Source organism: Blastococcus saxobsidens, from assembly GCF_002938435.1.
GTDB classification, from domain to species: domain Bacteria; phylum Actinomycetota; class Actinomycetes; order Mycobacteriales; family Geodermatophilaceae; genus Blastococcus; species Blastococcus saxobsidens.
In genome coordinates, this window is sequence record NZ_POQT01000050.1 from 1 (window position 1) to 19,974 (window position 19,974).

The window sequence follows — 19,974 nt, forward strand, 5'->3', positions numbered from 1 at the left end:
CGGCCGGCGCGGCCGAGCCGAGCGCCGCCGAGCCGGTCGCCGCCGCCCCCACGGCACCCGTGCCGGCCTTCATCAGCTTCGTGGCGCCGCCGGCCGACGTGCCCGCCGCGCCGCGCCGCCGCAGCCGCCGCCCGGCCGAGTCGCCGGACCCCGAGCTCGCCGAGGAGTCGGCCGAGGACCGGGACGCCACCCAGGACCAGGCCGTCGAGGAGGCTCCCCGGAGCCGGCGCAGCCGCTCCCGCGGACGCCGTCCGGTCGAGCAGCCGGAGGCCGACGCCGACCTGGACGACGAGCAGGCCGACGACGCCGACGAGAGCGGTGACTCCGGGGACGACTCCGACGAGACCGGCTCCTCGGCCAGCCGCCGCCGTCGCCGGGGCCGTCGTGGCCGCGGCCGTGGCCGCAGCGGCGAGGACTCCGCCGACGACGAGACCGGTGACGAGCGCACCGACTCCGACGAGGACGACGACGACCGCGCCGAGGACACCCGCGAGAGCGAGGACGACGCCGAGGGCGACGGTGAGGGCGAGGAGTCCTCGGGCGGGTCGAGCACTCGCCGGCGCCGCCGCCGGCGCCGCCGCAGTGGAAGCTCCGCCGGTGACGACGCCTCCGACGACGGCGACGACGACGACCGGCCCGAGCGCGCCGGCCGCAACGGCCGCGCCACCAGCGACGACGACGTCCGCGGCATCACCGGCTCGACCCGGCTGGAGGCCAAGCGCCAGCGCCGCCGGGACGGCCGGGACACCGGGCGCCGCCGTCAGCCGATCCTGACCGAGTCGGAGTTCCTCGCCCGGCGCGAGGCCGTGGACCGCAAGATGGTCATCCGGCAGCGCGGCGAGCGGACGCAGATCGCCGTCCTCGAGGACGACGTCCTCGTCGAGCACTACGTCACCCAGGCGCAGGCGACGTCCTTCGCCGGCAACGTCTACCTCGGCCGCGTGCAGAACGTGCTGCCCAGCATGGAGGCGGCGTTCGTCGACATCGGCAAGGGGCGCAACGCCGTCCTGTACGCCGGTGAGGTCAACTGGGACGCCGCGGGCCTCTCGGGCAAGCAGCGCTCGATCGAGACCGCGTTCAAGTCCGGCGACAAGATCCTGGTGCAGGTCACCAAGGACCCGATCGGCCACAAGGGCGCGCGGCTGACCCAGCAGATCAACCTGCCCGGCCGCTTCCTGGTCTACGTGCCCGGCGGCTCGATGACCGGGATCAGCCGCAAGCTGCCCGACACCGAGCGCCAGCGCCTCAAGGACATCCTCAAGCGGATCGTCCCCGAGGACGCCGGCGTGATCATCCGGACCGCCGCGGAGGGCGCCTCGGAGGAGGAGCTCACCCGCGACGTCAACCGGCTGACCGCGCAGTGGGACGTCATCCAGAAGAAGGCCGAGTCGACGTCGAACGCGCCGACCCTGCTCTACGGCGAGCCGGACCTGGCCATCCGGGTCATCCGCGACGTCTTCAACGAGGACTTCAAGGACCTGGTCGTCCAGGGCGACGACGCCTGGGACACCGTCGAGGCCTACGTCGCGCACGTCTCCCCGGAGCTCACCGAGCGGCTGAGCCGCTACACCGGCGAGGGCGACGTCTTCCGCGACCTGCGCATCGACGAGCAGCTGGCCAAGGCGCTCGACCGCAAGGTTTGGCTGCCCAGCGGCGGCTCGCTGGTGATCGACCGCACCGAGGCGATGACCGTCGTCGACGTGAACACCGGCAAGTTCACCGGCTCGGGCGGCAACCTGGAGCAGACCGTCACCCGCAACAACATGGAGGCGGCGGAGGAGATCGTCCGCCAGCTCCGGCTGCGCGACATCGGCGGCATCATCGTCATCGACTTCATCGACATGGTGCTCGAGAGCAACCGGGACCTCGTGCTGCGCCGGCTCACCGAGTGCCTGGGCCGTGACCGCACCAAGCACCAGGTCGCCGAGGTGACCTCGCTGGGCCTGGTCCAGATGACCCGCAAGCGGGTGGGCCAGGGGCTGCTCGAGGTCTTCTCCGAGTCCTGCGACCACTGCCGTGGCCGCGGCATCATCGTCAGCACCGACCCGGTGGACGAGAAGCGCCGGGGCAACGGCGGCGGCGGCAAGGAGTCCGGCGGGAGCAAGGACTCCGGCGCGGGCAAGGACTCCGGCGGCCGGGAGTCCGGCGGGGGCCGGAACCGGGGCGGCAGGGACCAGGCCCGTGACGCGGGCAGGGAGTCCGTGCCCGAGCCGGACAAGGACGAGAGCGCCGACGCGACCGTCGAGGCGGCTCCGGAGACCGGGACCGACGCCGAGCCGGCCGAGGGCACCCGCAGCGGTGGCCGCCGCAGCCGCGGCCGTCGCAACCGCGGCCAGTCGGGGGAGGACCGCGTGGCCGAGGACGCCGCCGTGCTCGCCGGGGCCCGGGCGGAGGACGACGCACCGGCCGAGCCGGTGGCCGACGGGTCCGCCGAGATCGTCGAGGACGTCGCGCCGCCCGTGCGGGAGCTCGACCCGCCGGTGCGCGTGACCACCGTCCAGCCGCTGCCCGAGACCGTTCCGGTGCCGGCGGAGCCGGAGGCCGAGGCCGAGGACGTGCTGCCCGCCGGTGAGGTGGGGGCGGTCGAGGTGCCGGAGCAGGACGCGGTGCCGATCACCCCCGCCACGACGACCGCCGACGTGACGCCGGGCGGGGTGGACCACACCACCGACGCCGGTGCCGAGCCCGGTGACCAGGTCGGCAGCGAGCCCGCCGAGGCGCCGGTGGCGGTCTCCCGGCCGCGCCGTCGCCGGGCAGCCAGCCGGCCGGCCGGCCCGCCGGCGTAGTCCGCCGGCCGGGTCAGCAGGAGCACAACCGGGGCATGTCGACCGCCCGGGACGGCTCGGGTACGCTGGACGGGTTGCTGCGCCACCGCGCAGGCGCCCCCGGGCGCCGCCGGGACGGCGTGCGCAGCCAGTCCAAGCACCCGGCGCCCGTTCCGGTCGTGCGCGCCGGACACAGAGCTTGACGTGAAGAAGCGAACGAGGAGTCAGTGGTGTACGCAGTGGTGAAGGCCGGTGGCAGCCAGCACAAGGTGGCCGTGGGCGACACGTTCACGATCAACCGCCTGCAGGGTGCGGCGGGCGACACCGTCGCCCTCCCGGCGATCCTGCTGGTCGACGGGGACACCGTCACCAGCGATGCGGCGACCCTCGCCAAGGTGACCGTGACCGGCGAGATCGTCGAGCACGGCAAGGGCCCGAAGATCCACATCCACAAGTTCAAGAACAAGACCGGCTACCACAAGCGGCAGGGGCACCGTCAGCCCCTGACCAGCGTCGTGGTCCGCGACATCTCGAAGGGCTGACGCCGACATGGCACACAAGAAGGGCGCTTCGTCCTCCCGCAACGGCCGCGACTCGAACGCGCAGCGCCTCGGCGTCAAGCGCTTCGGTGGCCAGATCGTGAAGGCCGGCGAGATCATCGTCCGTCAGCGTGGAACCCACTTCCACCCGGGTCTCGGCGTCGGCCGTGGCAGCGACGACACGCTGTTCGCGCTCGCGCCGGGCTCGGTCACCTTCGGCACGAAGCGGGGACGCAAGACCATCTCGATCTCCGCGGTCGAGGCCTGAAGAAGGACCCCACCCTCCCCACCCTTCGCAGGCTCAGGGTGGGCCCCTGGGTGGGGCCGTTCCATTCAGTTGCGGGCGCACGGGCCGGTGGCCTGTGCGCTCGTGGCGCTTGACAGGTAGGTAGGAGGCGGCGCGGACTCGTCCGCTCGACACACATGGCCGCTTTCGTCGACCGGGTCACCATCCACGTCGCCGCCGGTAACGGCGGGCACGGGGTGTCCTCGGTGCACCGCGAGAAGTACAAGCCGCTGGGCGGCCCCGACGGGGGCAACGGCGGGGACGGCGGCGACGTCGTCCTCGAGGTGGACCCCAATGCGCACACCCTGCTGGACTTCCACCACCGCCCGCACCAGAAGGCGGCCAACGGCCGCCCCGGCGCGGGCAGCAACCGGCACGGCGCCCGCGGCGAGGACCGGGTGCTGCGCGTGCCCGAGGGCACGGTGGTGACCACCCCCGACGGCCGGCAGATCGCCGACCTCATCGGCGCTGGCACCCGCGTGGTGCTCGCGCACGGGGGCAAGGGCGGTCTCGGCAACGCCGCCCTGGCCAACGCCCGCCGCAAGGCGCCCGGCTTCGCGCTGCTCGGCGAGCCCGGTGAGGCCTTCGACGCCGTGCTGGAGCTCAAGAGCATCGCCGACGTCGGCCTCGTCGGGTACCCGTCGGCCGGCAAGTCCTCGCTGGTCGCCGCCATGTCCGCGGCCCGCCCGAAGATCGCCGACTACCCGTTCACGACGCTGGTGCCCAACCTCGGCGTCATCCGCTCCGGCGATACGGTCTACACGATGGCCGACGTGCCGGGCCTGATCCCCGGGGCGTCGACCGGCAAGGGCCTGGGCCTGCAGTTCCTGCGGCACGTCGAGCGCTGCGCCGTCCTGGTGCACGTCGTCGACATGGCCACCATGGAGCCCGGCCGCGACCCCGAGAGCGACATCGAGGCGCTGGAGCACGAGCTCGCCATGTACTCGGGAGCGGCGGCCGGCGGCGAGGAGCTGGACCTGGTCGGCCGGCTGCGGATCGCCGTCCTGAACAAGATCGACGTGCCCGACGGCCGCGAGCTGGTCGACCTGGTGCGCAGCACGCTGGAGGCTCGCGGACTGGACGTGTACGCCGTCAGCGCCGCCACCGGCGAGGGGCTCAAGGAGTTCGGCTTCGCCCTCGCCGCGGCGGTCGAGGAGCACCGGGCGTCGCTGCCGGCGCCCGAGCCGGTCCGCATCACGCTCACCCCGCGCGCCGTCGACGACTCCGGCTTCACCGTCGGGCGCGACCCCGACGACCCGGACGGTTTCGTCGTCCGTGGCGTCAAGCCCGAGCGCTGGGTGCGCCAGACCGACTTCACCAACGACGAGGCCGTCGGCTTCCTCGCCGACCGCCTCAACCGGCTGGGCGTCGAGGAGCAGCTGGCGAAGGCCGGTGCCCGCGAGGGCGACGCGGTCACCATCGGCGGGGTCACCTTCGACTGGGCGCCGACGCTGCCCGCCGGCACCCTCACCGCCGAGGAGTCGGCCGGCCTGGGTGGCCGGGGCACCGACAACCGGCTGGAGAACAACGAGCGGCTGGGCGCGGCCGAGCGGCTCGCGGCCAAGAAGGCACGCCGCACGCCGTTCGAGATGTCCGACCAGGGCTGGACCGACGAGGACCTGGCCGGGCTGGACGACGTCTTCGACGAGGACGACGACGTCCGGATCGACGGGAAGACCACCGACGACGCCCTGGTGGACGGCGACCGGTGACCGGCGCCCCCGCGACCACCGCCGCCCGGCCGGAGATCGCCGGCGCGGGCCGGGTCGTGGTGAAGGTCGGGTCCTCCTCGCTCACCACGCTCGCCGGCGGGCTGGACGCCGACCGGCTGACGGCGCTGGTGGACGTGCTCGCCGCGGTGCGGGCCGCGGGCCGCGAGGTCGTGCTGGTCTCCTCCGGGGCCATCGCGGCCGGCCTGGCGCCGCTGGGCCTCGACGGCCGCCCGCGCGACCTGGCCACCGCGCAGGCCGCGGCCAGCGTCGGGCAGCTGCGCCTGGTGCAGACCTACGCCGACGCCTTCGGCCGGCACGGGCTGACCGTGGGGCAGGTGCTGCTCACCGCCGACGACGTGACCCGCCGCAGCCACTACCGCAACGCCCGCCAGACCGTCGACCGGCTGCTCGCCCTCGGGGCGCTGCCGATCGTCAACGAGAACGACACGGTCGCCACCGAGGAGATCCGGTTCGGCGACAACGACCGGCTGGCGGCGCTGGTCGCGCACGTCTCGCGGGCCGAGGCGCTGGTGCTGCTCTCCGACGTCGACGGCGTCTACGACGGCGACCCGCGTACCGGTCCGGCCCAGCTCGTCGACACCGTGCGCGACCCGGCCGACCTCGCCGCGGTCACCCTCGGCTCGGCCAGCCGCAACGGCGTGGGCACCGGCGGGATGGCGACCAAGGTGGAGGCGGCGTTCATCGCCGCGCACGCCGGGGTCCCCGTCGTCGTCACCTCCACCTCGCAGGCCGCCGGTGCGCTGGCCGGGGACCGGGTGGGCACCCTCTTCGCCCCCATGGGCAAGCGGCCCAGCGCCCGCCAGTTCTGGCTGCGCTACGCCAGCCGACCCCGGGGCCGGCTGATCCTCGACGCCGGGGCGGTGACCGCGGTGCGCGAGCGGCACGCCTCGCTGCTGGCCGCCGGCATCACCGGGGTGGCCGGTGAGTTCCTGGCCGACGACCCGGTCGAGCTGGTCGGGCCCGACGGCGTCGTCGTCGCGCGGGGGCTCGTGGCCTACGACGCCCGGGACATGCCCGCGCTGCTCGGTCGCAAGACCGGGGACCTCCCGCCGGAGCACCGGCGCGAGGTCGTGCACCGCGACGAGATGGTGCTGGTCGGCCGGTCGCGCTGAGCCCGACGAGCGGCTGAGAGACTGCCCGGGTGACGATCCGCCCCATCCGCGAAGTCGGTGACCCCGTCCTGCGCACCCCTGCCGACGAGGTGCGCTCGTTCGACCGGGAGCTCGCCGCCCTCGTCCGCGACCTGGTCGAGACCGTCGACCACCCCGGCCGGGCAGGGCTGGCCGGCCCGCAGATCGGGGTGGGGCTGCGCGCGTTCTCCTACAACATCGACGGGGTCATCGGGCACGTGGTGAACCCGCGCATCGTCGAGCTGTCCGAGGAGACCCAGGACGGCGACGAGGGCTGCCTGTCCGTGCCCGGCATCTGGGCGCCCACCGTCCGCGCCATGCACGCCGTCGTCGAGGGGTTCGACGTGCACGGCGAGCCGCTGCGGCTGGAGGGCAGCGGGCTGATGGCCCGGTGCCTGCAGCACGAGGTCGACCACCTCGACGGGAAGCTCTTCCTCGACCGCCTCACCGGTGAGGCGCGCAAGAGCGCCCTGCGCGCACTCCGCGACCGCTGACCTGGCTACGGTCGCGGTCGTGACCGACCTCGCGACGCGCGCCCGCGCACTCCTCGACCTGCACACCGCTCCGGAGATCCTGGTCCTCACCAACGTGTGGGACGTCGCCTCCGCCCGGGTGGTGGCCGCCACCGACGGCGTCCGGGCCCTCGCCACCGCGAGCCACGGCATCGCGGCCACGTACGGCTACGAGGACGGGGAGAACATCCCGCTCGAGCTGCACCTGGACATGGTCGCCCGGATCGCCTCGGCCGTGGACCTGCCGGTCAGCATGGACATGGAGGCCGGCTACGGCGATGCGGGCGAGACCGCCCGCCGAGCCATCGCCGCCGGCGTCGTCGGCGGCAACCTCGAGGACCAGATGAAGCCGCTCGACGAGGCCGTGGCCGCCGTGGAGGCCGTCGTCCGTGCCGGCCGCGACGCCGGGATCGACTTCGTGCTCAACGCCCGTACCGACACCTTCGTCCGGGCCCCCGAGGGCGCTGACCGCGGCCGGCTGGTCGCCGAGACCGTGCGCCGTGGTCGGGCCTACCTGGAGGCCGGTGCGCCCGTGGTCTTCATCCCGCGGCTGATCGCCCGCGAGGAGATCGAGGCGGTCGTCGACGGGCTTGGCCGCGGCAAGCTGACCCTGATCAGCGTGCCGGGAGCCTCGCTGCCGGCCCGCGAGATGCAGGAGCTCGGCGTCGCCCGTGTCTCGACCGGACCGTTCACCCAGCGGGTCGCGCTGACCGCGCTGCAGGACGCCGTCGTGGACATGGTGGGCGGCGGGGTGCTGCCGCCGGGCACCCGCGCGCTCAGCTGACCGGGCGGCTCCCGCCGCCCTCGGCCGCGGCGTCAGGACGGCGCGGTCGTGCACGCGGCGCAGGTGCCGAAGACCTCGACCTGGTGCTGGACGTCGGTGAAGCCGTGCTCGGCGGCCATGCGCGCCGCCCACCGCTCGACCGGCGGGTCGGCGACCTCCACGGTGCGGCCGCAGGAGCGGCAGACCAGGTGGTGGTGGTGGCTGGGGGAGCACCGGCGGTAGGCGGCCTCGCCGTCGGTGCTGCGCAGGACGTCGAGCTGCCCGTCGTCCACCAGGCTCTGCAGCGTGCGGTAGACGGTCGCCAGGCCGACGGCATCGCCTCGCGCGCGCAGCAGGGCGTGCAGGTCCTGCGCGCTGCGGAACTCGTCGAGCTCCTCGAGGAGCGCCACGAGGGCGCTGCGCTGGCGGGTGCTGCGACGACCCGAGAGGTCGGCGGGTGCCGGATCGCCCACGGTCACCCCGTCCGTCCGGCGGGGGGAGCGCCGACCGGGTGCTCGCCGTGCTCGTCGTAGTGCACGCCCTCGCCCGTCCGGTGCGGTGCGTGCCGGTGCCCGTCGTGGTCGTAGTCCACGTGGTCGCCGTGCGGCACCGGCTGGTGCCCGCAGCCGTCGCCGTGCTCGTGCGGGTGGGCGTCGTGGACGTCGACCCGGCGCCGGTGCCGCCGGCGCGCCGTCGCCTGCCGCACCGCCACTCCCGTCGACACGAGCAGGAACAGCGCGATGGACAGCAGCACGATCGTGCCGCCCGACGGCGTCCCCGCGTAGAAGGACGTCGTCGTCCCGGCGACGCTCACGACCAGCCCGACGACGCAGGCCAGGGCGACCGTCTCGCGGAAGCTGCGGGCCAGCAGCTGCGCGATCGCGCTCGGCACGATCATCAGGGCGCTGATCAGCAGCAGGCCGACCACCCGCATCGACAGCACGACGGTGGAGGCGACCAGGGCCGCCAGGACTATGTTGAGGCCGAGCACGGGCAACCCGACCGCGCGCGCGTACTCCTCGTCGTCGCTGACGGCGTAGAGCCGCTGCCCGAGCAGGACCACGGTCAGCAGGACCACGACGGAGATGACGGCGAAGACGGCGACGTCCTCCGGGCTGGTCGTCGTGATCGCGCCGAAGAGGTAGGAGTCCAGGTTGGTCGCCTGGCCCCGGGGCGCGAGGCTCAGCAGCACCACGCCGCCGGCGATGCCGCCGTAGAAGAGCACCGCCAGGGCGACGTCGCCGCTGGTGCGGCCGCGGGCGCGGACCAGCTCGATGAGCACCGCGCCCAGCACCGCGGCGACCAGGGCGGTCCACACCGGGCTGGTGGCGGTGAGGACGCCGACGCCGACGCCGGTGAGCGCGACGTGGCCCAGCCCGTCGCCCAGCAGGGAGAGGCGGCGCTGGACCAGGAACACGCCCACGGCGGGCGCGACCAGCCCCACCATCAGGGAGGCGAGGAGCGCCCGCTGCATGAAGTCGTAGTCGAGGATGTCCACGTCAGTGCCCCTCGTGGGCCGCGCCGCGCGGCCGGGTCGTCACCGTCGGCTGGTCGAGGCGGTAGCCGGACCGCTCGCGCGCCGGTGGGTGGTGGTGGACACCGGGCTCGTCGTGCCGCGCGGCCTCGGCCAGCGGGCCGTCGTAGGCCAGCCTCCCGTGGTCGACCACGACGGCCCGGGAGAGGACGTCGGCCAGCGGGGCGGTCTCGTGCGTCACGACGACCAGGGTGGTGCCGCTCGCGGAGATGCGCCCGAGGACGCCGGCGAGCACCTGCTGGTTGGCGGCGTCCACGCCCGCGGTGGGCTCGTCCATGATCAGCAGCTCCGGTTCCGCGGCCAGCGCCCGGGCCACCAGGACCCTGCGCTGCTGCCCGCCGGAGAGCGAGGCCACCGGATCGTCCATCCGGTCCTCGAGTCCGACCGCCGCGACGGCGTCGGCGACGGCCGCGCGGTCCTTGCGGCCGAGCCTGCGCAGCAGCCCCAGGCGGGCCAGCCGGCCGACGCCGACCACCTCGCGGACCGTGGCCGGCACGGCGCCGCTGACCGAGTGGCGCTGGGGCACGTAGCCCACCCGGCCCCGGTCGCGCAGCCCGCCGACCCGGGCGCCGAGCACCTGCACCTCACCGTCGAGCAGGGAGGCCAGGCCGAGCAGCCCGCGCGCCAGCGTCGTCTTGCCCGAGCCGTTGGAGCCGAGCACGGCGACCGCCTCGCCGGCGCGGATGGTCAGGTCCAGGTCGCGCACGATGGCGACGTCGCCGTAGCCGATGGTGGCCCGCCGCAGCTCGACGACCGGCGCACCGCCGGCCGGGGTGGTGCTCATGAGCAGGACTGACCCTCCTGCAGCGTGGCGAGGTTGGCCCGCATGACGGCGAGGTAGTCCTCGCCCGCCGACTCGTCGGTCAGCCCCTCGAGCGGGTCGAGGACCGCGGTGCGGACACCGGCCTCGGCGGCCACGGTCTCGGCGACGGCCGGGTCCACCAGCGTCTCGGTGTAGACCGTGGTCACCCCGCGCTCGGTGACGAGGGAGGAGATCTGGGCCAGCTGGTCGGCCGACGGCTCCGCGGAGGGGCTGATCCCGCTGATGGCGACCACCTCGAGACCGTAGCGGTCGGCGAGGTACCCGAACGCGTCGTGGCTGGTGACCAGGGTGTCCACGGCGCAGTCGGTCAGCCCGGCGGACATCTCCTGGTCGAGGGCCTCGAGGTCCTCGCGCAGGGCGGCGGCGTTCTGCTCGTAGGTCTCCGCGCCGTCGGGGTCCAGCTCGGTCAGCCGCTCGGCGAGGGCGTCGCCGACGTCGGCGAGCCGGGTGGGGTCCAGCCAGAAGTGCGGGTCGGTGGCCTCCTCGTCCTCGGCGTGCCCCTCTTCGGCGTGCTCGTCCTCGGCGTGCTCGTGGTCGTCGCCCGAGGCGGTGAGGGAGAGGTTCGCGACCTCGGCGACGTCCCACGAGTGGTCGCCCGCCTGGGACTCGGCGGCCTCGTCCACCGCTGCCTGGAACCCACCGAGGTGGACGAGCAGGTCGGCGTCGGACACGCCGGCCACGTCCCGCGGCGTCAGCTCGAGGTCGTGCGGTTCGGCACCAGGAGCGGTCAGCGACGACACCTCGACGAGGTCGCCGCCGATCCGCGACGCCGCCCACTCCAGCGGGTAGAAGCCGGCGACGACGCTGAGGCCGTCACCGCCCGCGGCCGCGGCGCCACCGTCGGAGCCGCCGCATCCGGTGAGCAGGAGCAGCGCGGCGGACGCCGTTGCGCAGGCGGTCCGCCCGGTGGCCGAGATGTTCATGAGAATCATTCTCGCACAGCGGGCCGGCGCCGGACCCGTCCGGGCGAACGGTGCCTGGTGTGCGACGGCCCCGCGTACCCTCGCGGGCGTGTCCGAGGTCGCTGAGCTGCCCCTGATCGGTGCCGCCGCCCTGCGCGCGCGGTCGGCTGCCCGGGTGCTGCGCACCCTCCCGACCGATACCAAGGACGCCGCGCTGGCGGCGATGGCCGAGGCGCTGGTCGAGCGGACCGAGGAGGTCCTCGCCGCCAACGCCGCCGACGTCGACGCCGCGGCCGAGGCCGGCACTCCGGCGTCGGTGCTGGACCGGCTTCGGCTGGACGCCGGGCGCGTCGCCGGGGTCGCCGATGCGCTGCGCCAGCTGGTCGCGCTGCCCGACCCGGTGGGCGACGTCGTCCGCGGGAACCGGTTGCCCAACGGCCTGGAGCTCAAGCAGGTCCGCGTGCCGCTCGGCGTCGTCGGCATCGTCTACGAGGCGCGCCCCAACGTGACCGTCGACGCGGCCGGCCTGTGCCTCAAGAGCGGCAACGCCGCCCTGCTGCGCGGCTCCGCGTCCGCCTACCGCACCAACACCGCGCTCATCGCCGTCCTCACCGATGCAGGGGAGAAGGCCGGTCTGCCGGCCGGCTTCGTCGAGCTGCTGCCGGCCGAGCGCGCCTCGGTGGGGGAGCTGCTGAACGCCCGCGGGTACGTCGACGTGGTGATCCCGCGCGGTGGCGCGTCGCTGATCCAGCGGGTGGTCCGCGAGGCCCGCGTGCCGGTGATCGAGACCGGTGAGGGCAACTGCCACGTCTACGTGGATGCCTCCGCCGATCCGGCGATCGCCGAGGCGGTCGTGCTCAACTCGAAGACCCACCGGGTGAGCGTCTGCAACTCCGCCGAGACGCTGCTCGTGCACCGGGACGTGCCCTTCCTGCCGCGGTTGCTCGCCGCGCTGGCCGGCGCCGGGGTCACCCTGCACGGCGACGATGCGGCGCGCGCCGCCCACGACACCGTCGTCCCGGCCACCGACGAGGACTGGGCCACCGAGTACCTGTCGATGGACATGGCGGTGCGGATCGTCGACGACCTGCCGCAGGCCCTGGAGCACATCGCGCGGTGGAGCACCGGACACACCGAGGCGATCGTCGCCGACTCCGCGGCGGCCATCTCCGAGTTCACCGCCGGCGTGGACGCCGCCGCCATCCTGGTCAACGCCTCCACCCGGTTCACCGACGGCGGCGAGTTCGGCTTCGGCGCCGAGATCGGCATCTCCACCCAGAAGCTGCACGCCCGCGGCCCGCTGGGGCTGCCCGAGCTCACCTCCACCACCTACGTCGTCACGGGGCGCGGCCACACCCGCTGACCCCGCCCGCCGCCCCGCCGAGGAGCCCGCCCGATGCCCCGCCAGCAGTCCCCGAACTTCTCGTCGGTCGCCGACGTCGGCAAGCGGCTCTCCGCGGCGGGCTACCTGCCTGACGCGCAGATCGCGACGACCGTCTTCCTCGCCGACCGGCTGGGCAAGCCGCTGCTGGTCGAGGGGCCGGCGGGCACCGGCAAGACCGAGCTGGCCAAGGCGCTCGCGGCGGCGACGGGCTCGGAACTGATCCGGCTGCAGTGCTACGAGGGCCTGGACGAGGCGCGGGCGCTCTACGAGTGGAACTACAAGAAGCAGCTGCTGCGCATCCAGGCATCCCAGGCCGAGGGCGGCGCGGACTGGGACACCGTCCACGACGACATCTTCGGCGAGGAGTTCCTGCTCGCCCGGCCGCTGCTCACCGCGATCCGCCGCAGCGACCCCACCGTGCTGCTCATCGACGAGACCGACAAGGCCGACGTCGAGGTCGAGGGCCTGCTGCTGGAGGTGCTCAGCGACTTCCAGGTCACCATCCCTGAGCTCGGCACGATCACCGCAACCCGGCGGCCGACCGTCGTCCTCACCTCCAACGCCACCCGGGAGCTCTCCGAGGCGCTGAAGCGCCGCTGCCTCTACCTGGCGCTGGACTACCCGTCGGCCGAGCGGGAGCGCGAGATCGTGCTCTCGCGGGTGCCCGACCTGGCGCCCGGCCTGGCCGACCAGCTGGTCCGCACCGTCCGGGCGCTGCGCGGGCTGGAGCTGAAGAAGTCGCCGTCGATCTCCGAGACCCTCGACTGGGCGCAGACCCTGCTCGAGCTCGGCCTGGACACCCTCGACGAGCAGGCGATGAGCTCGACGCTCGGCGTGGTGCTCAAGCACGCCAGCGACCAGACCCGCGCCGCCGCCGAGCTCCGGCTGAACTGATGAACGCTGCTCCGCAGGGGACCCGGACGGCCGGGGGACTGGCCGGGCACCTCGACGGGTTCGTCCGGGCGGTCCGCGAGGCGGGGATCCCCGTCGGCATCAGCCAGGCCGTCGACGCCGCGGAGATCCTCACCGTGGTCGACCTGCTGGACCGCGAGCAGCTGCGCCACGGCCTGGCGGCGGTCCTGCTGCAGCGGGCGGCCCAGCGGCCCACCTACGACGTGCTGTTCGACCTGTGGTGGCCGCTGAGCGACCGCCCGGCCTCCGGGGACGGTGCCGGGGACGGCGCCACCGAGGGCCCGGAGTCGACCCTCGACGTGCCCGACGACGCGGCGCTGGCCGAGATGATGCGCGCCGAGCTGCTCCGGCTGCTCCAGGACGGCGACCCCGAGGAGCTGCGCCGCTTCGCCCGCGACGCCGTCGACCAGCTGGGGCCGGGGCAGCCGACCCCGTCGGGGCAGTCCTACTTCAGCTACCGGGTCCTGCGGGCGCTGTCCCCGGACACCCTCGTGGCCCAGCTGCTGGCCGGGCTCCTCGGCGACGCCGACCGCGGCGGGCTGGCCGAGCAGGTGGCCCGGCAGACGGTGCGCGACCGGCTGGCGGCCTTCCGCGCCGCGGTGGAGGCCGAGGTGCGCCGGCGGACGGCGGCGGAGAAGGGGCGGGACCGGGTCGCGAAGAACGCCGTCCGCCCGCTGGCCGACCAGGTCGACTTCCTCCGGGCGCAGGCCGCCGACCTCGCCGAGCTGCGCCGCGCCGTGACACCGCTGGCCCGGCGGCTGGCCGTGCGCCTCTCCGCTCGGCGCCGGATGGGCCGCGAGGGCCGGCTGGACTTCCGCAAGACCGTCCGGGCGTCGCTGGCCACCGGCGGGGTGCCGGTGGTGACCCACCACCGCCCGCGCAAGGTGCACAAGCCGGAGCTCGTGGTGCTCTGCGACGTCAGCGGCTCGGTCGCCGGTTTCAGCCACTTCACGCTGATGCTCACCCAGGCCCTGCGGGAGCACTTCACCGGCGTCCGCGCCTTCGCCTTCGTCGACTCCACCGACGAGGTCACCCGCTTCTTCGCGCCAGGCGTGGACGTCGCCGACGCCATCGCCCGCATCGGCCGGGAGGCGCAGGTCGTGGCCTTCGACGGGCACAGCGACTACGGCAACTCCTTCGACGTGTTCGCCGACCGGTATGCCTCGGCCGTGGGGCCCAAGACGTCGCTGCTCGTGCTCGGGGACGGTCGCACCAACTACCGGCAGCCCGGCGTCCCGGTGCTGGCGGGGCTCGTGTCGAAGGCGCGCTCGGCGCACTGGCTCAACCCGGAGCCGCGCCGGCTGTGGGGGAGCGGCGACTCCGCGGCCGACCGCTACGGCGAGGTCATCGACATGGTGGAGTGCCGCAACGCCGCCCAGCTCACGGACTTCGTCACCACCCTCTGAGCGTGCCGGGCCGCCCGGCTACGTCGGTCCGTCGGCCTGTCGCCACGTCGAGGAGTCGACGTGTCGCCGTCGGCGCACCCGCGACCAGCCGGTCGGTTTTCGCGAGACGGGCCCGTAACCGAATGCCGGGTTGCCGCGTTGGTCAGCGCGATGTCGACACGTCGACATCCGCCGCCCGCAGCGTCGCGGCCGGACGGCGACCGGCTGCACGGGGGAGCCGGTCGCAGTGGGCCCATCCGGTCCGGCCCCGGGCCGGCCGGGTGGATCCGCGGGCCGGGGCCGGTCCTCACGGGGCCGGCCCCGGGGGCCTGCGGATACGCTCGTCCGGTGGCAGGTCGACGAGTCGGGGTGATGGGCGGGACGTTCGATCCCATCCACCACGGGCACCTGGTGGCCGCCAGCGAGGTCGCCGGGCTCTTCGGGCTGGACGAGGTCGTCTTCGTGCCGACCGGTGAGCCCTGGCAGAAGAGCGACCGGTCGGTCAGCCCGGCCGAGGACCGCTACCTCATGACGGTCATCGCGACGGCGTCGAACCCGCGCTTCTCCGTGAGCCGGGTCGACATCGACCGGGGTGGTCCGACGTACACCTTCGACACCCTCACCGACCTGCACGCCCAGCGGCCGGACGCGGAGCTGTTCTTCATCACCGGCGCCGACGCCCTGGCCCAGATCATGACCTGGCGCGACGGGACCCGCTGCTTCGAGCTGGCGCACTTCATCGGCGTCACCCGTCCCGGCTACACGCTGGCCGACTCCCACCTCCCCGAGGGCAGGGCGAGCCTCGTGGAGATCCCGGCGCTGGCGATCAGCTCCAGCGACTGCCGGGAGCGCGTGGACCGCGGGATGCCGGTCTGGTACCTCGTGCCCGACGGCGTCGTGCAGTACATCGAGAAGCGGGGGCTCTACCGCCGACCGCACGGCCGGAACCGTCCGGCCGCCTCGGACGGGCGCCCGTCAGGCGACCGTCCCACCTACGACCGCCCCCCACCCGGGACGCCGGGGAATCCCTCCGCCGGCGCCGGCGCTGATCCCTCGACGACGACTTCTCACCTCCAGGAGGTACCCCGATGACCGCCTCGGCCGAAGCACGGGAGACCGCGCTCGTCGCCGCCCAGGCGGCCGCGGACAAGCTCGCCACCGACGTCTCGATCGTCGACGTCAGCGAGCGGCTCGCCATCACCGACGCCTTCGTCCTCGCGTCCGCACCCAACGAGCGGCAGGTGCAGGCCATCGTCGACGAGGTGGAGGAGCGCCTGCGCGAGCACGGCGTGAAGCCGGTGCGCCGGGAGGGCGTCGCCGAGGCGCGCTGGGTGCTCCTGGACTTCGTCGACGTGGTGGTGCACGTCCAGCACGCCGAGGAGCGCGCCTACTACGCCCTCGAGCGGCTCTGGAAGGACTGCCCGACCATCCCGTTCGTCGACTCGGCCGCGCCGGCGCAGCCCGCCGCCGAGGACGCCGGCAGCCCTGCGGTCGTGGAGACGGCCGGCCAGTGACCGCTCCTGCTCTGCCCGAGCTGCCGGTGGGCCGTCTGGTCGTCTGGCGGCACGGGCGGACCGGGTGGAACGCCGCGGGGCGCTTCCAGGGGCAGCTGGACCCGCCCCTGGACGACGTCGGCCGCGCCCAGGCGACGCACGCCGCGCCGCACCTGGTCGCGGGGCTCGCCGGGCAGGACGCAGTGGTCGTGTCGAGCGATCTGGTGCGCGCGGCCGACACCGCCCGTGAGCTCACCGCCCTGCTGGGCGTCCCGCTGCAGCTGGAGCCCAGGCTGCGCGAGCACGGCATGGGCTCGTGGGAGGGGCTGACCCGCGACGAGGTCGCCGACCGGTACCCCGAGCAGTACGCCGACTGGCTCGCCGGGCGCCACGTGCGGGGACGGGGCGGCGAGGAGACGGCCGCGGTCGCCGAGCGCGTGCTGGCCGCCCTGCAGGAGCTGCCGCCGGCGCAGGTCGCGGTCGTCGTCACTCACGGCGGCACGAGCGGCCGGCTGATCGAGCGGCTGCTGGAGCTGGGGCCCGACCACCGCCGCGTGTTCGGCCCGCTGGGCAACTGCGCGTGGAGCGAGCTGGCCCGCCAGGGCGGCCGGTGGCGGCTGCTCAGGCACAACCACTCCGCCGGACCGGTGCCGGAGGGGCTCCCCGGCGGGCGGCCGCAGCGGCGCGAGGACACCGGCACCACCGTGCTGCCCGGTACCGGCGGGCAGCCCGGGCCGGACCCGGCGCAGGACGCCGACGCGGTCGGCTGAGCGGCCCGCCGCCCCGCCCGGGTGGCACCGGGGCCGTCGTCCGGCCCGGTGCCGGTTAGCCTCGCCGCGTGCCCGTCGCCGTCCTCACCGATTCGACGGCCTACCTGCCCCGCTCGACCGTCGACGAGTACGGCATCCACGTCGTCCCGCTGTACGTGGTCCTCTCCGGCCGCTCCGGCCGGGAAGGCGAGGACATCAGCTCGGCCGACGTCGCGAAGGCCCTGTCCACGCGGGGGCAGCGGGTCTCCACGTCGCGGCCCACGCCCGGCGACTTCGTCGCGGCGTACCGCGCCGCGCTCGACGCCGGGGCCGACCGCCTGGTCTCCATCCACCTGTCGTCGGAGCTGTCGGGCACGTGGGACGCGGCGCGGGTGGCGGCCTCGCAGGTGGGGGAGCACATCGTCTCCGTCGTCGACTCCCGGTCCGCCGCCATGGGCACCGGGTTCGCGGTGCTCGCAGCGGCCCGCGCCGCCGCCGACGGCGCCGACCGGGACACCGTCGACCGGATCGCCCGGGCAGCCGTCGACCGCACCCGCACCTTCTTCGTGGTCGACACCCTCGAACACCTGCGCCGGGGCGGACGGATCGGTTCGGCGGCGGCGATCCTCGGCTCGGCGCTGGCGGTCAAGCCGGTGCTGCACGTGGAGGCCGGCAGCGTGGTGCCCCTGGAGAAGGTGCGGACCTCGGCCCGGGCCGTCCACCGGCTCGTGCAGCACGTGGTCGAGCACGCGGGGGAGCGCGAGGTCTCGCTGGCCGTGCACCACCTCGCGGCCGCCGAGCGGGCCGAGCGGCTCGTCGCCGAGCTCCGGGCGCGGGTGCCCGCGATCCGCGAGCTGCACGTGAGCGAGCTCGGCGCGGCCATCGGCGCGCACGTGGGACCCGGCGCGGTGGGTGTGGTCGTCTGCCTGCCGGCCGAGGAGGACGCGGACGGCGCGTGACCGCGCCCCTGCGTTCCTGCTCCCCGGATCAGGTCCCGGACGGGGCCTGAGCCGCTTCCGCTGACGTCCAGGCGCGCCACGGCGCGGCCGGACGTCGGCTGGGCCGGCTCAAGCCGGTTCGGGCCCCGGGGCGCCCGGTCGTCCACAGTCGCCGGGTCCGTCCACAGCCGGGCGGATCCGGCTCCCCGGCTGACCGGCTCTTCCTAGCGTCGCCGGGGTGCGCCTCCCTCCCCGCCGCAGCGACGACGCCGACGTCATCCGTGCCAGGTTGCGGGCCCTGCTGGCGGAGCACGCCCCGGCCCCCGGCGGCTGGGTGCCCGACGAGGACGAGCTCGACGCCTTCGAGGCGGAAGACGTGCGAGACCCCGTCCCGCTCGACGGTCCGGCGGAGGAGCCGGCGCTTCCCCCGGGGCTCGGCCGCCACCGCGCGCCGGGCACCGCGGCGCGCTGGGACATCGGCCGGCCCGGTGCGCGGGCGCTCGGGGTTGCTGGGGTCCTGACCGTCGCGCTGCTGCTCGGCTGGACCTGGCTCAGCCGTCCGACCGTCGAGCCGGCCCCGACGGCCGCGGCGGCACCGGGGGAGACCGCCCACGCTCCGTCGTCGTCGCCGTCGGTCGGTGAGGTGGCGGAGCGCTCCGCCACCGTGGTCGTATCCGTGGTCGGTCAGGTCGGGCGGCCCGGGCTGGTCACGCTGGGCACCGGTGCGCGGGTCGCCGACGCGGTGGAGGCCGCGGGCGGGCTGCTCCCGGGCGCGGACCCGGCGTCGGTGAACCTGGCGGCGCCGCTGAGCGACGGGCAGCAGATCGCGGTGGGCGTCCCGGGAGCTGCCGGCCCCGTGGTGGGGGCTCCCTCCTCCGGTGGGGCGACGGGCGGTGGGGGAGGCCGGGTCGACCTCAACGCGGCCGGGGTGGTCGACCTGGACGCGCTGCCGGGCATCGGGCCGGTCCTCGCCCAGCGGATCGTCGACCACCGCGCCCGGAACGGCCCCTTCCGCAGCGTCGACGAGCTGGACGACGTGCCGGGCATCGGCCCGGCGATCGCGGCCGACCTCGCGGAACTGGTGACGGTGTGACACTCGCAGGTCCCGGGGCCCGGGGCGACGCCCGGTGGCAGTGGCTGGACCTGCGCCTGTGGCCGGCGGCTGCGACGGTGTGGGCCGTCACGCTCCTGGCCCCGCACCTCGCGGCAGGCGTCCTGGGTGCCCTGGCGGCGGGTGCGCTCCTGCTGGGCGCCGTGCCGCTGCGCCGGTCGGGCGCGTCCGTGGCGGTCGGCGTCCTGGCGGCGGTGGTGGTGACCGCGGGGACGGCCGCCGTCCGGACGGGCGTGCGGGAGGGGGCGCCGCTGCGGGAGGCGGCCGAGGCCCGGGCGACGGTGGAGCTGACCCTCACCGTGACCGGCACCCCGCACCGGCTGACCGGTGGGGGCCCGCCCCGCGTGGTCCTCGACGCCGACGTCGACGAGGTGGACCTCGGCGGCGGGCGGCAGCGATCCGGCGCCGCGGTCCTCCTGTTCGCCCCCGCCGACGGCTGGGAGGGCCTGCTCCCGGGGCAGCAGGTGCGCTGCCGCGTCGCGCTGGCGCCGCCCGAGCCGACCGACGACGTGACGGCCGTCCTCTCGGCGCGCGGACCCCCGCGGTCGGCCGGGGAGCCGGGGCCGGCCCAGCGGGTGGCCGCCGTGGTCCGCGAGTCGCTGTCGGCGTCGTCCACCCGCGTCCTCGACCCGCGGCCGGCGGGTCTGCTGCCCGGGTTGGTCGTCGGTGACACCCGCGCGATGGACCCGGTGCTCGAGGAGGAGTTCCGGCTGGCCGGGCTGTCCCACCTCACCGCCGTCTCGGGGGCGAACGTGGCCATCGTGATCGCCGGGGTGCTCTGGCCGCTGCGGCGCCGGGCGGTCGACCGCCGCCTCCAGGCGTGCGTCGGAGCGCTGGGCCTGGCCGGCTTCGTCGTGCTCGCGGGCCCGAGCGCGAGCGTGGTGCGGGCCGCGGCGATGGGCGCGGTCACCCTGCTGGCGCTCGCCTCGGGGCGGGCGCGGGCCGCGCTGCCCGCGCTGGGCGCGGCCGTGGTCGTGCTGCTGCTGGCCGAGCCCGCCCTCGCGCGCGACCCGGG

General features: G+C 75.3%; 20 protein-coding genes. 16 read left to right on the forward strand and 4 right to left on the reverse strand.

Annotated features, from left to right (window positions below):
• The 7 genes from C5507_RS20530 to C5507_RS20560 all read left to right on the forward strand — a co-directional run.
• Positions 1-2,786, forward strand: a 2,786-nt coding sequence (locus C5507_RS20530) for an Rne/Rng family ribonuclease (protein ID WP_104530355.1), incomplete at its 5' end; no start/stop codon positions are given.
• 209 nt (positions 2,787-2,995) lie between these two features.
• A complete protein-coding gene (gene rplU, locus C5507_RS20535) occupies positions 2,996-3,307 on the forward strand; it encodes a 50S ribosomal protein L21 (RefSeq protein WP_104530356.1) in 312 nt (103 codons plus the stop codon).
• A gap of 7 nt (positions 3,308-3,314) precedes the next feature.
• Positions 3,315-3,572 (forward strand): 50S ribosomal protein L27, encoded by a 258-nt coding sequence (gene rpmA, locus C5507_RS20540; RefSeq protein WP_104530357.1) that lies wholly within the window; start codon positions 3,315-3,317, stop codon positions 3,570-3,572.
• Positions 3,573-3,727: 155 nt separating this feature from the next.
• Positions 3,728-5,302 (forward strand): GTPase ObgE, encoded by a 1,575-nt coding sequence (gene obgE, locus C5507_RS20545; protein WP_104530358.1) that lies wholly within the window; start codon positions 3,728-3,730, stop codon positions 5,300-5,302.
• Positions 5,299-6,435 (forward strand): glutamate 5-kinase, encoded by a 1,137-nt coding sequence (gene proB, locus C5507_RS20550; protein WP_207225651.1) that lies wholly within the window; start codon positions 5,299-5,301, stop codon positions 6,433-6,435. Before obgE ends, proB begins: the two co-directional genes overlap by 4 nt.
• A 29-nt stretch (positions 6,436-6,464) precedes the next feature.
• Positions 6,465-6,947, forward strand: coding sequence for a peptide deformylase (gene def, locus C5507_RS20555; protein WP_104530359.1), 483 nt, complete (start codon positions 6,465-6,467; stop codon positions 6,945-6,947).
• A 19-nt stretch (positions 6,948-6,966) separates the two neighbouring features.
• A complete protein-coding gene (locus tag C5507_RS20560) occupies positions 6,967-7,749 on the forward strand; it encodes an isocitrate lyase/PEP mutase family protein (RefSeq protein WP_104530360.1) in 783 nt (260 codons plus the stop codon).
• A 32-nt stretch (positions 7,750-7,781) separates the two neighbouring features.
• On the opposite strand, the gene C5507_RS20565 is transcribed toward C5507_RS20560, so the two are convergent.
• From C5507_RS20565 to C5507_RS20580, 4 genes are read right to left on the reverse strand one after another with little or no spacing between them, the layout of a single operon-like run.
• Positions 7,782-8,201 (reverse strand): Fur family transcriptional regulator, encoded by a 420-nt coding sequence (locus tag C5507_RS20565; protein WP_242610942.1) that lies wholly within the window; start codon positions 8,199-8,201, stop codon positions 7,782-7,784.
• Positions 8,202-8,203: 2 nt separating this feature from the next.
• Positions 8,204-9,226, reverse strand: a complete 1,023-nt coding sequence (locus C5507_RS20570; RefSeq protein WP_104530362.1) for a metal ABC transporter permease — start codon at positions 9,224-9,226, stop codon at positions 8,204-8,206.
• 1 nt (position 9,227) lies between these two features.
• A complete protein-coding gene (locus C5507_RS20575; protein WP_104530363.1) occupies positions 9,228-10,046 on the reverse strand; it encodes a metal ABC transporter ATP-binding protein in 819 nt (272 codons plus the stop codon).
• Positions 10,043-11,008 carry a metal ABC transporter substrate-binding protein gene (locus tag C5507_RS20580; protein ID WP_104530364.1) on the reverse strand — a complete coding sequence of 322 codons (966 nt, stop codon included), beginning with the start codon at positions 11,006-11,008 and terminating at the stop codon, positions 10,043-10,045. The genes C5507_RS20575 and C5507_RS20580 overlap by 4 nt, the downstream gene beginning before the upstream one ends.
• An 88-nt stretch (positions 11,009-11,096) precedes the next feature.
• Between C5507_RS20580 and C5507_RS20585 the strand changes: the two genes are divergently transcribed.
• The 9 genes from C5507_RS20585 to C5507_RS20625 all read left to right on the forward strand — a co-directional run.
• Positions 11,097-12,350, forward strand: a complete 1,254-nt coding sequence (locus C5507_RS20585) for a glutamate-5-semialdehyde dehydrogenase (RefSeq protein ID WP_242610943.1) — start codon at positions 11,097-11,099, stop codon at positions 12,348-12,350.
• A gap of 33 nt (positions 12,351-12,383) precedes the next feature.
• Entirely contained in the window at positions 12,384-13,265 is an 882-nt protein-coding gene (locus tag C5507_RS20590) for an AAA family ATPase (protein ID WP_104530365.1), read from the forward strand.
• Positions 13,265-14,689: a vWA domain-containing protein gene (locus tag C5507_RS20595; RefSeq protein ID WP_207225653.1), complete on the forward strand. Its 1,425-nt coding sequence runs from the start codon at positions 13,265-13,267 to the stop codon at positions 14,687-14,689. Before C5507_RS20590 ends, C5507_RS20595 begins: the two co-directional genes overlap by 1 nt.
• A 327-nt stretch (positions 14,690-15,016) precedes the next feature.
• A complete protein-coding gene (nadD, locus tag C5507_RS20600; protein ID WP_242610944.1) occupies positions 15,017-15,760 on the forward strand; it encodes a nicotinate-nucleotide adenylyltransferase in 744 nt (247 codons plus the stop codon).
• Positions 15,757-16,182, forward strand: coding sequence for a ribosome silencing factor (gene rsfS, locus C5507_RS20605; RefSeq protein WP_104530367.1), 426 nt, complete (start codon positions 15,757-15,759; stop codon positions 16,180-16,182). Before nadD ends, rsfS begins: the two co-directional genes overlap by 4 nt.
• A complete protein-coding gene (locus C5507_RS20610) occupies positions 16,179-16,931 on the forward strand; it encodes a histidine phosphatase family protein (protein WP_104530368.1) in 753 nt (250 codons plus the stop codon). Before rsfS ends, C5507_RS20610 begins: the two co-directional genes overlap by 4 nt.
• 68 nt (positions 16,932-16,999) lie before the next feature.
• Entirely contained in the window at positions 17,000-17,869 is an 870-nt protein-coding gene (locus C5507_RS20615) for a DegV family protein (RefSeq protein WP_104530369.1), read from the forward strand.
• A 217-nt stretch (positions 17,870-18,086) separates the two neighbouring features.
• Entirely contained in the window at positions 18,087-18,941 is an 855-nt protein-coding gene (locus tag C5507_RS20620; protein WP_104530370.1) for a ComEA family DNA-binding protein, read from the forward strand.
• Positions 18,938-19,974, forward strand: a 1,037-nt coding sequence (locus tag C5507_RS20625) for a ComEC/Rec2 family competence protein (protein WP_158657671.1), incomplete at its 3' end; no start/stop codon positions are given. The genes C5507_RS20620 and C5507_RS20625, both read left to right, overlap by 4 nt.